At 64.4% G+C, this 12,279-nt stretch carries 11 protein-coding genes; 9 read left to right on the forward strand and 2 right to left on the reverse strand.

Going from position 1 to position 12,279, the window contains the following annotated elements; genetic code table 11:
- The 8 genes from ABJF10_RS02210 to ABJF10_RS02245 all read left to right on the forward strand — a co-directional run.
- Window positions 1-538, forward strand: a 538-nt coding sequence (locus tag ABJF10_RS02210; protein WP_348542878.1) for a lysophospholipid acyltransferase family protein, incomplete at its 5' end; no start/stop codon positions are given.
- Window positions 531-1,376, forward strand: a complete 846-nt coding sequence (locus tag ABJF10_RS02215) for a patatin-like phospholipase family protein (RefSeq protein ID WP_348542879.1) — start codon at window positions 531-533, stop codon at window positions 1,374-1,376. The genes ABJF10_RS02210 and ABJF10_RS02215, both read left to right, overlap by 8 nt.
- 38 nt (window positions 1,377-1,414) lie before the next feature.
- Window positions 1,415-1,693, forward strand: a complete 279-nt coding sequence (locus ABJF10_RS02220) for an acyl carrier protein (protein ID WP_348542880.1) — start codon at window positions 1,415-1,417, stop codon at window positions 1,691-1,693.
- On the forward strand, window positions 1,693-3,066 hold the full coding sequence (locus ABJF10_RS02225) for a hypothetical protein (protein WP_348542881.1): 1,374 nt from the start codon (window positions 1,693-1,695) through the stop codon (window positions 3,064-3,066). The genes ABJF10_RS02220 and ABJF10_RS02225 overlap by 1 nt, the downstream gene beginning before the upstream one ends.
- Complete coding sequence (locus ABJF10_RS02230) at window positions 3,056-4,306, forward strand: FAD-dependent oxidoreductase (RefSeq protein WP_348542882.1); 1,251 nt, start codon at window positions 3,056-3,058, stop codon at window positions 4,304-4,306. Before ABJF10_RS02225 ends, ABJF10_RS02230 begins: the two co-directional genes overlap by 11 nt.
- The gene (locus tag ABJF10_RS02235) at window positions 4,293-5,633 is read left to right on the forward strand and encodes a class I adenylate-forming enzyme family protein (protein WP_348542883.1); all 1,341 of its coding nucleotides are present in this window, start codon (window positions 4,293-4,295) and stop codon (window positions 5,631-5,633) included. Before ABJF10_RS02230 ends, ABJF10_RS02235 begins: the two co-directional genes overlap by 14 nt.
- Window positions 5,630-6,874, forward strand: a complete 1,245-nt coding sequence (locus tag ABJF10_RS02240) for an NAD(P)/FAD-dependent oxidoreductase (protein WP_348542884.1) — start codon at window positions 5,630-5,632, stop codon at window positions 6,872-6,874. Before ABJF10_RS02235 ends, ABJF10_RS02240 begins: the two co-directional genes overlap by 4 nt.
- 4 nt (window positions 6,875-6,878) lie before the next feature.
- The gene (locus ABJF10_RS02245) at window positions 6,879-7,511 is read left to right on the forward strand and encodes a class I SAM-dependent methyltransferase (protein ID WP_348542885.1); all 633 of its coding nucleotides are present in this window, start codon (window positions 6,879-6,881) and stop codon (window positions 7,509-7,511) included.
- Between the two features lie 9 nt (window positions 7,512-7,520).
- Here the strand turns inward: ABJF10_RS02245 and ABJF10_RS02250 are convergent, their stop codons facing one another.
- Window positions 7,521-9,911, reverse strand: coding sequence for an MMPL family transporter (locus ABJF10_RS02250; RefSeq protein WP_348542886.1), 2,391 nt, complete (start codon window positions 9,909-9,911; stop codon window positions 7,521-7,523).
- Window positions 9,898-10,563 (reverse strand): outer membrane lipoprotein carrier protein LolA, encoded by a 666-nt coding sequence (locus ABJF10_RS02255; protein WP_348542887.1) that lies wholly within the window; start codon window positions 10,561-10,563, stop codon window positions 9,898-9,900. Before ABJF10_RS02255 ends, ABJF10_RS02250 begins: the two co-directional genes overlap by 14 nt.
- 142 nt (window positions 10,564-10,705) lie before the next feature.
- On the opposite strand from ABJF10_RS02255, the gene ABJF10_RS02260 reads away from it, so the two are divergent.
- Window positions 10,706-12,268 carry an NAD(P)/FAD-dependent oxidoreductase gene (locus tag ABJF10_RS02260; protein ID WP_348542888.1) on the forward strand — a complete coding sequence of 521 codons (1,563 nt, stop codon included), beginning with the start codon at window positions 10,706-10,708 and terminating at the stop codon, window positions 12,266-12,268.
- Window positions 12,269-12,279: the final 11 nt, after the last annotated feature.

Below are 12,279 nucleotides of genomic sequence, written 5' to 3' on the forward strand. Positions count from 1 at the left end.
GGGCGCCTACCTGCTGGCGGCCAACCACATCTGCGCCTACGATGCGCCCCTGTTGATTGTCGCGAACTCTCGCATGATCCATTGGCTGAGCATCGTGGAATTGTTCGACCATCCACTTTCGCGCTGGTTCTTGACGACCTTTGGCGCTTTGCCGCTCGACCGGAGCAAGGCGGATACGGCGACGGTGCGCCGCCTCTTGCAATTGCTCAAGGCGGGCCGGGTCGTCGGCATTTTTCCGGAAGGCGGTGTGCGGAATGACGAAAATTCCGTGCTCGAATCCGGCGCGATTGAATCCGGTGTCTGCAAGCTGGCGCAATTGGCGGGTGTGCCCGTGCTGCCGTGTGTCGTCCTCGGCGCCCAGAAATTCCGGCGCTGGACGAGTTGGCTGCCCGGCGCGCGGACGCGCTGGGCGGTGGCCTTTGGCGAACTGGTCCCGCCGCGACTGGAGCCGGATCGGATTGCCGCCCGCACCGCGATGGCGGAGGAGATTACCCTCGCGCTCCGAAATTTGCGCTCGGAGGTGGCGGCCTGTGTCTAGCCGCGTTGCGCTCTGCCTGAATTCTTCGTTTCTCGGCTACTTCGCCCACGCCGGATTTCTACGAGCCTTGCTGGCGCTGGGGGTGCGACCTGCGGCCGTGAGTGGCGCATCCGCGGGCGCCTTGGTGGCAGGACTTTTCGCCGCAGGCATCGCCCCGGACGAAATGCTCCAGCTCTTTGTCTCGCCGGAATTGCGCAAGGTCTTTCGCGAGCCCGGCGCGCCTTGGCGGGGCTTCGCCACCATCTTGAATCTGCCGGGACATACTGGTGCGATCAGCGGAGAGCGGGCCGCCGCGCTGCTGCGGGAGAAGCTGGGCACTAGCCGGATCGAAGACTGCACCGCACCGCGCCTCGCGCTTTCGGTGACGAATCTTTCGGACGCTCGCAGCGAAGCCGTCAAGTCAGGACCATTGGCCGAGCTCATTCTCGCGAGCGGCGCGTTTCCGGGCATCTTCGCCAGCCGCCCGGTGGAAGACCGCTGGTTTTGGGATGGCGGCGTGGCCAACGCGCTGCCCTTCGATCACTGGATCGACGACCCGGAAATCGACACCATCCTGCTCCACATCGTCGCCAATCCCCAGGAACTCGCCGTGCGCCAGGGTGGGCGGCCGCGCCGGATGTCGCATGCCGTGAACCTGTCGCATCAGATTATCTGCGACGAGTTGCTCCGCCTCAAAACGGACCTCGCGCGGCGCGCTGGGAAGAAGCTCGTAGTTTTACGGACGCTGTCGCCCCGTCCCACTTTGTGGAACCCTGCTAAAGTCGGTGCGGGCTGTGTGGAGATCGGTGCGGCCACTGTGGAACAAAATCGGTCGACTTTGAGCGAACTGGCGTCTTGACGCGTGGAAATCCATCCTTTAAGCACCGCGCGCAACTGATGGCCACGCAACCCATTCCACAGCAGGAGTCCCTGGAACAACAACTCGTCCAGCTTGTCAGCGAACGTCTCTTGGAGACGCAGCCTGGCTTTGGCGCGGATAGCAATCTTTACGACTCGGGGCTGGATTCCATGGCCATCATGCAGTTGCTCATTCTCATTGAAGAAGAATATGGCGTGGCCTTGCCCGAGAGCGAATTGACCCGGCAAAACTTCAGCACTGTGCGCAGTGTGGCCGGGCTCATTCGCGCCCGCACCGCGCCCTCTGCCGAGGGCTGATGGCTGCCGCCGCTCCTGGTGTCACGCGGGAAGCGGTCCGCGTGGCCGATTGCTTCCTGCTGGCCCACGACGATTTCATGCGCCGTACCCGGCAGGGCCGGCATGTGAGCCAGTCGATCCTTGAACTGGATCGCGTGCCCGACGTGGCGCGCCTGCGCTCCGCCTTGGAGCGCCTGGTGCAAAAGCATCCGCTGCTCGCCGGGCGTCTGCGTCGCGATTGGCGGACCTGGCTGCCGTACTGGGAAGTGCCGCCGACACCCTCCCGTGGCCTGCCGCTCGGTCTGTGGCGGGAACGCGGCGCGACCGGGAAGCTGGCTGGAGCGACCGAAGCCGAGGACACGATGGAATTACTCCAGCACATCATGACCGAGCCGCTGGCGGTCGACGGTATCGAGTTCAAGGCCCGGCTCGATGTGGTGGAGACGCGCGCTGGCCGCTGCCGCGTGGCACTTTCGTGGTCGCATCTGCTCATCGATGGCAAAGGCGCGGAGCTGCTCCTCGCCGAGATCGGCCGGCTTTGCGATGGCGTGGATGTGCCGTGCGAGGCCAAGGAGCCGGTGCGGCCTGAGCTGACCTTTCAGGAAAAGATCAAGAAGACCAAGGCGGCCGTCTTTCGGCTCGAGGATCTGGCCAAGGTCGGCGCGCCCTCTTTGGCGGGGCCGCGTCCGCGTCGGGGCCGGGGCTACTATCAGGTTATCACGCTGACCCCCGAGGATTCAGCGAAACTCACTGCGCGTGTGGAAGGCATGGCCGGGGCGCTGTTTCCCATGACCTTTTACGTCGCCTGCGCCGCGAGGGCTCACGACCGCGTCTTTCGCCACCGTGGCCGGGAGCCAAAAGGCTATGTGGTGAGTGTCCCTGTCCAGACGCGCAAACGCGGCGCGCGCGGACCGCTGTTTCACAATCAGGTATCGATCTTCTTTTTCGGCGCAGTGCGCGAAGCGCTTGGCTCCATCGAAGCGGCGACGGCGTCGATGAAACAGCAATTTGCCGAGATGACGCGCGGCAAGCTGGAGGAGTCCTTTCTCACCGTGCTCGAACTGATGATGCGACTGCCTTCCTGGATTTTCATGCGCGTGGTGCGCTGGCAGTTTAAGGGCGAAATGTGTTCCTTCTTCCATTCGCATACCGGGGCCTTTGCACCGGAGATGATCGAGTTTGCCGGCGCGCAAATCACGAATGCCTACCACCTGCCGTGCCTCGCGACGCCGCCGGGGACCGGCCTGTTCTTTTGCGAGCGGGGAGGGCAGGTGAACATCACCGTGACGTGGCGCGAGGGCTGCCTGTCGGAGGAAGAGCGCCAGTTGATGCTCGGCCAGACGATGGAAGATCTGTTCGGTGAACCGCGGCCCGAATTGCTCCATGGACTTTGATGTTGTCGTCGCCGGCGGGGGAAGCGCGGGTCTCGCCGCGGCGGTCGCTTCGGCGCGACTCGGTGCTCGGACACTGCTCATCGAGCGCAATGGCCTGCTCGGCGGCATGGCTTCAGCGGCGCTGGTGCATTCGATCTGCGGACTCTACCGGTTGCCGAACGGCACCGCTGCACCGGTGCTGGCGAATGCGGGCTTCGCCGCCGAGTTCGCGAAGCGTTTACTTGCCGCGGGAGGTGCGAGCGGGCCAATGCGCATGGGCCGGGTGGAAGTGTTGTTGCAGCGGCCGGTGGCGTTCGCGCAGTTGTGCGATGCGATCGCGCGGGAGACGCCGCACCTGGAGATTCGCTTGCAGTCGGAGATCGTCGCCGCCGAAGCGGGATCGATTACGCTCGTCTGGCGGGGCTGCACGGGGAAGGTCACCGGCCAAGCGTTCGTGGACGCCACAGGCGACGCCGTGCTGGCGGCTTTTCGCGGGGCGCCTTGCGAGATGGAAACGACGCGCCTGCAACGTCCGGCCTATATTTTCGCGCTGGGCGGTGTGGAAGCGGGCCGGCTCGGCGACGATGCGCGGTTGCGTCTCGCGCGGCAGATTTCGCAGGCCGTGAAGGCGAACACTCTGCCCGCCGCAGCGCTCGGGGCGCATTTGCGCGAGAGCCCCCAGGCGGCGGAAGCATTCGTCACCATCGACCTCGATGGCGGCACGGATTTCAACCCTCTCGATGCGGTGTGTCTCTCCCGGCTGGAAACGGAAGGACGCGAAGTGGCGGTGCGTTTGGCGGAATTCCTGCGTCGCGAGGTCGAGGGCTTTGCGGGCAGTTACGTGGCGGCGTGGCCGGCCCGGGCCGGCGTGCGCGAGAGTCGGCGGATTGTCGGGTGCTATCGCCTCGAGGCGGAAGACCTGGAGCGGGGAGCGCAGTTTGAAGACACCGTGGCGTATGCGGCCTGGCCGATGGAATTGCGCGAGACCGCCACCGGGCCGCGCCTGCGTTTTCCCACGGGTGAAGAGCCATGCGGCATTCCGCTACGCGCGCTGCACGCGCGCGACGACGAAGCGCTTTTCATGGCGGGCCGCTGCATTTCGTGCAGCCACGAAGCGCAGGCTTCCGTGCGGGTGATCGGCACGTGTCTCGCGACGGGTGAAGCTGCCGGACTTGCCGCTGCGCTGAAAGTTCTCCACGGTGAGGGCGACGCGGCGGCGGTGAATGCCGCTCGCGAAAAGATCGTGCATGAACATCGTTGAAAGGATTTTTCGGGACGCAGATCGGTCGGCCGTGGCGCTGATCAGCGAGGGACAGGAAGTGACGTATGGCAGCCTCATCGAGCAGGCGGAAGCGGCGGCCGCGCGTATCGCCGCGTTGCCGGCCGCCCAGGTAGCCCTCGATTGTCCCAACGGAGTCGCCCACGTGGTTCTGGCTCTGGCCATCGTGCGCGCGGGAAAGTGCCTGGTGCCCATGGCCGGCGAATTGTCCCAGCGCGAGCGCGAACGCGTCCTTCGCGAAACGGGCGTCGGCGCGATCGTCAATGGCCACGGTGAGATTCGCTCAGTGCCGGTCGCGGATGAACTGGGTTTCGATCAGAACGCGCTCGCCGCGCTCAACCCCGCGTTCATCCGCTTCAGCTCCGGCACCACCGGCACGAGCAAAGGCATCGTCCTCTCGCACGAAAGCCTGCTCGCTCGCGTCACTGCGGCCAATCGCGGATTGGGCATCGGCCCGGCGGATCGCGTTGTGTGGATCCTGCCCATGGCCCACCATTTCGCCGTATCGATCATGCTCTACCTGCTGCATGGCGCGACGACGATCATCGAGAATTCGCACCTCGCCGAGGACGTCCTTTCCGCCGCGACCACGCACGACGGCACGGTGCTCTACGGCGCGCCGTTTCATCATGCCATGCTTGCCGCGGAAGGCTCGGGTCGCGCCTGGCCGAAGCTGCGCCTGGCCGTTTCCACGGCGGCCACCCTGCCGTTGGCGACGGCTCAGGCATTCGACCAGCGCTACGGCGTGCCACTGGCGCAGGGACTGGGAATCATCGAAGTCGGTCTGCCGTTGCTGAACCTCGAGCGCTCGCGCGAAAAGCCCGCCTCCGTGGGCCGCCCCTTGCCCGACTACGCCGCCGAGGTGCGCAGCGAAGGCGAACTCTTCCTCCGCGGCCCCGGCATGTTCGACGCCTATCTCCACCCGTGGCGCACCCGCGCCGAGGTGCTGGAAGGCGAATGGTTCCACACCGGCGACCTTGCCCGCATCGATGAAGACGGCGACATCCATCTGCTCGGCCGCAGTCATTCGGTGATCAATGTCGCGGGACTGAAATGTTTCCCCGAGGAAATCGAAGCCGTGCTCTGCGAAATGCCCGAGGTGCACCGCGCCCGCGTCATCGGCAAGCCCAACGCCCGCTTCGGCGCGGTGCCCGTGGCGGAGATTGTGCCGCGCGACCCGGTCAACCCGCCGAAAATATCCGCGTTGGCCGCGTATTGCCGTGGCGCGCTCGCCCGTTATAAGGTGCCGGTCGAATTCAAGCTGGTGGAGAGCGTGCCGCTCACGCCAAGCGGCAAAATCCAGAGATGAAAAAGCAGATCAAAACCGTCGGTATCATTGGCAGCGGCCCCTCCGGCGCGACCCTCGCCTGTCTTCTTGCGCAGAAAGGGATCGACGTCACCATCTTCGACGATGGCCGCCGCCCCGACCTCATCGTCGGCGAATCTTTGATCCCGGCGATCGTCCCCGTTCTGCGCAAGCTGGGCATCGAGGACCGCGCCGCGGCGATCTGCCAGCACAAACCCGGCGTCACCTTCACCTTCGGGCAAGACGACGACATCGACTTTTGCTTTCAATCCGTCGACGGCATCCTGCCCACTTACGCCTACAATTCGCCGCGTCCCGCGCTTGATCGTCTCTTCGAGGAGCGCGCGGATGAACTCGGTGCGAAGCGCGCGAAGGTACGGGCGAAGATCGAGCGCGTGGGCCAGGATGGCCTGCAACTCGCCGCCGAGACGCTCGCCGAAGCGCCGTGGCTGCGTGGTCAGCAGCCGGACTTGCTGGTCGATTCCACCGGGCGCACGCGGCTCTTTGCGCGCACCCTGGAGATTCCCGCCGAGGTCGGCTCGCGCAAGGATGTCGCCTATTTTGCGCACTACGAAGGTTTCATCCCGCATCCCATTCCCGGGCAGGTCGTCATCGGCCGCATGGATCACGCCGGTTGGAGCTGGCGCATTCCGCTGCGCGATTGCCTGTCGGTCGGCATAGTTCTGAACAAGGACGAAGCCACTCCGCTCGGTGCCACGCCGGAGGAGCGGCTCGAAGCCGTCATCGCCCGCGATTCTCGACTCGCCGAAGCGGGTAAAGGCCGCCGGCGCATCAGCGAAGTGGCCGTTTACACCAATTACCAGCTCATCTCCGAGCGCGGCCACGGCCCCGGCTGGGTCATGACCGGCGACGCCTTCGGTTTCGTCGATCCGATGCTCTCGCCCGGCATGTGGCTCGCGCTCCATTCCGCCGAAGTGCTCTGCGAAAATCTCGACAATCTTCCCGCTTACACCCGCGAAATGCGCAAGCTCATCAAGTCCTGGATGGACCTCATCCAATACTTCTACGATGGGCGGATGTTCGCCATGTATCACACCGGCGCGCATTTTGAGCAGGCCTACCCGGGCAAGATCAGCGAGAGCATCAAGATGTATTTCAATCGCCTCATCGCGCTCATGGCTTCCGGTGCGACGACCACCTCAGTCTACCCCCGCAGCGTCATCAAATTCATGGCCCGTCACGGCATTTGGAAAGCGAACCCGCTGGAGCTGGCCATCCGATAAACCCGTGATCGAGCGCATCGCCCGCCAGTATTCCGGTCCGTGGCTGCGATGTTATGCCCGTGGGAAGCTGCACCGCGATCCCGTCTTCGCCGCCGCCTTTGACTTGCTGAAAGACTCGCCGCTGCCCGTGCTCGATGTCGGTTGCGGCGTCGGGTTGTTTGAATTCTACCTGCGCGAGCGCGGCTTCCTTCCACCGCTGGTCGGAGTCGATTTCGACGCCGCGAAAATCGCCAAGGCGCAACTGATCGCCGGCCGCACCTATGGCGGCATCACCTTTAGCGTTGGCGATGTCCTCGCCACCGGCGACTTTCGCGGCCACGTCGTCCTCTTCGATGTCCTTCATTATCTGCCTGCCGAACGGCAGACCGAGCTCCTCGAGCAACTTGCCGACCACATCGCCCCCGGCGCCGTCTGCCTCATCCGCGCCACCCCGCGCGACACGAACTGGCGGTTTCGTTTCACCCAAGTGCAGGAATTTCTCCTCCGGGCCAGCCTCTGGATGAAATCCGGCGCCATTCATTATCCCACCATCGAAGAAATCACGGCTCCCTTCCGCGCGCGCGGCTTCACCTGCGAAGTCCGCCCCCTCTGGGGCCGCACGCCGTTCAACAGCCACCTGTTCGTCCTGCGAGCGTGAGCACGGTGGCTACACCGATTGCTTTTTGGGATGGATCAATGTCCACACCCGCGGCAGCAGGAAGAGCGAGATGAGCGCGTCGATGATCAAGCCCAGTGCGCAGGTCTGCCCGAGGCTGGCGAGGCCAACGTGATTGGCCCAACTGATGGTGCCGAAACCGGAGGACGCGGAGCAGGCGCAGAGGCAAATCACCAGCCCGAGCTCGCGCTGGGCGGCCGGGGCATCGCCGCCGTTGCGCGTCAGCGCGAGGAGCAGGAGGATGCTGTAATCGGTGCCGGTGCCGAGAAGCAGGAGCAGCGCGGCGAGGTTGAAAAAATTCCAGCTCATGCCGAGCAGGGACATCGCCCCGGCCAGGCATGCGAGGACGAGCGCGGTGGTCACGACGAAGAGCCCCACCGCGCGCAGGCTGCGAAAGGCAATGGTCAGAAGCACGACGACGATCCCGCTGAGGGCGAGGATGACGTGCTTGAATTCCCGCGGGATGACGTGGCGCAATTCGCGCCCGAGTTGATTCCAACTCACCAGCCAGGTTCCGTCGCTTTGCACGCGGGCGGTGAGCGCGTCTTCGTGGCCGGGCATGGGCGTGACCATGCCCAGCGCGAGGAACTGGCCGTTATCGCGGCTGGCCACACGGCGGAAGATCCAGCGGCTGGTTTCGTTGTCCGGCCAGATCAGGGTTGGTGTTCCAATCGGGGCAAACAGCATCTTCGGTGTCCATGCCGACCATTGGCGAAGCATCGCTTCATCGAGCACGAATGCTTCTTCCTTGAATCCGCCTGCGATGGCGCGCTCGCGCAGGCGCGGGATCTGGTTGGCGAGCATGGAGAGCGGCAGAAGATTGGCTCGCTGGTTGATGGCGAGCGGCAGGGCGGTGCGGAAGCTCTTCACATCGCCGTGGGCCTCGGCGGCGGCGAGGCTGGCCTCGGCGGTGCGCAGGCGCTTGAGGGCCTCGCCCTCGTCCTTGCCGGCCACGACGAGGCTGAGCATGTCGCGGTCGTCGGTGAGCCGCGCGTAGAGGCGGTCGAGCGCGGTGTAGGCTTCGCTATTGCGCGGGCGCAGGGTGCGCGCGGAGAAATCGGGCGGCGGCGGACCTTTTACGAGCAGCGCGCCGAGCAGGAAGACGACGACAACGGTGGCGAGCACCGCGCCCTTTTGCCAAAAGCCGGGCGTGGAAAACAGCCGCTCGACCACCGAGGGCGGACGCGCTTCCTCACGACCATGGAAGCGCATGGTGAGCCGCGCGTAGACGGTGAGCATGACGATCGCGCCGATGACCACGCCGATGCCCACCAGATTCCCAAGCTGCGACAGGCCAGGCAGGCTGCTGAAATTGAGCGCGAAGAAAACCGCGGCCGTGGTGCCGGAAGTCCAGGCGATGTTGCGCACGCATTGACGCTGTAGTTCCGCGACCGAGCCGCCATGGCGGAGCGAGCGCTGATAGACGAAGTAGCCGTAGTCCACGCTCAGCCCGATCATGATCGCCGCGCAGCCCACGCCGATGACGGTGAGCTGGTTGAGGAAGAGGCCTGCCGCCGCGAGGCTCAGCGTGAAAATGAGCACGAGCATCGCCTGTAGATCGAACAACGGTCGCGCGCGGCGGTAGCAGAGCCAGAAGATGAGCGCAATGACCAGCAGCGTGACGAAGCCCGACGACATCATGTCCCACTCCATGCTGCCGGAAATATCGGCGACGAACGCGGGCTCGCCCGTAAAGCCGAGGTGGATGGTGGGGTCTGGCACGGTACTGTGCGCGAGCTCCCGGATTTGTTTCACCCAGGCGATGGCCGCCTTGTAGTTGGCAAAGCCGTGCGGGGAGGTAACATAAACGATGCGGAAGGTGCCATCCGCGGAGGAGAACTCGGATTGCTGGCCGTTGCCGGCGAGAAAGCCGGACTCATTGAGCACCCCCGCGAGGTTGTAGGGATCGTAACTGAGCAGCGCGACCTCCTGCGGCGAAATGGATTCGCCCAGCTTCTCCACGCTGGCTTTGAGTGTGGCGTCCGCGTTTTCCGCCGAAAGACTGGCGACGAGCGCGCGAATCTTCTCCGGCGGTTGATTGAGCACCAAATAGGCGAGCAGCTCGGAAAGGTCCGCCGGACGTTTTTCCCACGGCGCGCGCGCCACCGCCCGCTGGACCAGGTCGGAGCGTTTGGCAAAGGCCTCGGACAGCGCGTCTGCCGCGGAGTCCGCCGCCTCCGGCGTGGGAGCCTCGACGGTGACGATCAATTCCGTGGGCTGGGCGAAGTGCTTGAGAAACAGCGACAGCCCTTTCACCTGCGGCAGATGCGTGGGTAGGAGCTTCAGGATATCGACGTTGAAGCTGATGTGCGACAACCCCGCGCCGGTGAACAGCAGCAGCGCAACAACGATCCCGATCCAGCGAAGCTTAGTTCTTTCCATCGACGATCTCGTAGCCGGTGAAATCGTACTCGAACACGTGCCGGTCGATCTTGTGGTTCACGCGCACATTGCTGAAATCGCTGCGCATCGAAGAGCCATCGCGCGTCGCCAGTTCGAAGGAGAGGAGATGGCCGCTGGACGGCTCGAAGTCGATCTTGATGGCCTCGAGCATCTTCTTCGCCTGCGCATCGCGCGGGAGGATTTCGAGATGGCAGCGATTCTCCGTCACGGTGACGGCGAGCGTTTCGAACTGGCGGTTGAAGTCCGCGAAATCCTTGGCGATGGGAAAATTCATCATGGCGAAACCCATCGCGCCGCCCCGCTTGGCGATGCTGTCAGCCTTGTATTTCTCCACCTTCTTCTTGGCCGGCTGGATGAGGAAATAGGTGTCGCCCTTCCGAATGACGATGGTCTTGGCCGGCTCGCCCAATTCCCAGCGCAACGTATCCGATCCGCCGAACCAGATATGACCCGGCGTGGCGATCGGGCTGCGCAGGGCGCGCAGGGCTCGGGTCTGGGTGAAGTCCGCCTGCACGGTGTGGAGTTCATCCTGCTTGATGAGCCACTTTTTAACGGGGGTAAGATCGGGCGGCTCGCCCGCGAAAACCGGCAGGGCGCAAAGGAGGAACAGAAAGGGGAAGAGCAGACGCATCGGATGGGAGGCGGAAGATCAATTGGGACGGCGCACGGGCGCAATCGAAATAATTCCGTGGGGTCGTTTGGCTCTACAGAGAGAATCCAATAATTTGCATTGGCGCAAGGGGCCGCGCTGAGCAAATTCGACCATCACCATCATGTCTTACGACGTTGTCATCATCGGCGGGTCGCTCGCGGGCGCTTCCACGGCGACGCTTTTGCGTCGCGCCTGCCCGGATCTACGCGTCCTCGTCATCGAGCGGGCGCCGCATTTCACGCGCCGGGTAGGGGAGGCGACGGTGGAGATCAGCAGCTTTTTTCTGGGGCGAGTGCTCGGGCTCACGAACCATCTCAACAACGATCACCTCGTGAAGCAGGGGATGCGCTTCTGGTTTGCCAACGACCAGACGCAGACGCTGGAGGACGCCAGCGAGATGGGGCCGAAATACCATGTGCGCCTGCCCTCGTGGCAACTGGACCGCGCCGTGGTGGATGAGGAAGTGTTGCGCCGCGCGGTCGCGGGCGGCGCGGAGTTGCGGCGTCCTGCGCAGGTAACGGCCGTGCGGCTCACCCCGGGCGGCGAACAGGAAGTCGATGTGAAGACGGTCGAGGGAACGGAGACGATCCGCTGCCGCTGGGTGGTGGATGGCTCGGGATTCGCGGCGCTGCTCGCCCGGCAGGAAGGCTGGCTGGAACCGAATGCTGAGCACCCCACCGCGTCCGCCTGGGCGCGCTGGCGGGGAGTGAAGGACTGGGACGGGCTGGGCTTGACGGAGAAATTTCCCGCTTGGGCGGCGCGCTGCCTCGGCTCGCGCAATACGGCTACCAATCACATTGTCGGCGACGGGTGGTGGAGTTGGTGGATTCCGCTCAAGGGCGGCGACGTCAGCGTGGGAGTGGTCTTCGATCAGCGCCTGGTTTCCTTTCCGCAAGGCGAGGCCAAACTCGGTGACCGCCTGCGCGAGTTTCTCGAGCGGCATCCCGTTGCGCGCGAATTGCTCGCCGACGCGGAGTGGATCGAAGGCGACGTCCATTGGCGGAAGAATCTCGCCTATCACAGCCGCACCTTTGCCGGAGATGGCTTCGCCCTGGTCGGCGATGCCGCGGCCTTCCTCGACCCGCTCTACAGCCCGGGCATGGACATCATTTCCTTCACGGCGACGGCGACCACCGCGCTCATCGCTGCCCAGCGCAACGGCGAAGCGGTCGCGCCTCTCGTTGAGAAGCACAATGCGATGTTCGGCCAGAGTTACCGCCGCTGGTTTGAGGCGATCTACAAGGACAAGTACGAATACGTCGGCGAATACGATCTCATGAACGTGGCCTTCCGCATGGACCTTGGCCTGTATTATCTGGGGATCGTCTCGCAACCTTTCAAATACGGTGCGAAAGCTCTCGCGTTGCCCCCGTTCGGGGTGCCGGTCTCCACGCCCGTGTATCGCTTCATGCGCTTCTATAATGCGCGCTTTGCCGCTATCGCGCGGAAACGCCGCGAGCGGCGCGTGTGGGGTCGTGGTAACTCCGGGCGGAAGTACCTCTTCCAGAGTTTCTCGATCAGCCCCAAGGACTTGCCGCGCATCATGAGCGCCGCCGCGCAGTGGGTGCTGCTGGAATTGACGGAAGGCTGGCGGAGCTGGTTTGGCGGCGCAACGAAGACGAACGAAGTCGGGGCCAGCACCGGTTCCCCAGTCCCCGTCGAGGCCAAGGCGGGCAGCGTCTAAGTGCCGTGGTC

The sequence above is a fragment of the Chthoniobacter sp. genome, assembly GCF_040003245.1.
GTDB lineage: Bacteria > Verrucomicrobiota > Verrucomicrobiia > Chthoniobacterales > Chthoniobacteraceae > Chthoniobacter.

Coding starts and splice junctions, on each gene's coding strand:
- ABJF10_RS02220 (WP_348542880.1), top strand. CDS start 1,415: ATGGCCACGCAACCCATTCCACAGCAGGAGTCCCTGGAACAACAACTC.
- ABJF10_RS02225 (WP_348542881.1), top strand. CDS start 1,693: ATGGCTGCCGCCGCTCCTGGTGTCACGCGGGAAGCGGTCCGCGTGGCC.
- ABJF10_RS02230 (WP_348542882.1), top strand. CDS start 3,056: ATGGACTTTGATGTTGTCGTCGCCGGCGGGGGAAGCGCGGGTCTCGCC.
- ABJF10_RS02235 (WP_348542883.1), top strand. CDS start 4,293: ATGAACATCGTTGAAAGGATTTTTCGGGACGCAGATCGGTCGGCCGTG.
- ABJF10_RS02240 (WP_348542884.1), top strand. CDS start 5,630: ATGAAAAAGCAGATCAAAACCGTCGGTATCATTGGCAGCGGCCCCTCC.
- ABJF10_RS02250 (WP_348542886.1), bottom strand. CDS start 9,911: ATGGAAAGAACTAAGCTTCGCTGGATCGGGATCGTTGTTGCGCTGCTG.
- ABJF10_RS02255 (WP_348542887.1), bottom strand. CDS start 10,563: ATGCGTCTGCTCTTCCCCTTTCTGTTCCTCCTTTGCGCCCTGCCGGTT.
- ABJF10_RS02260 (WP_348542888.1), top strand. CDS start 10,706: ATGTCTTACGACGTTGTCATCATCGGCGGGTCGCTCGCGGGCGCTTCC.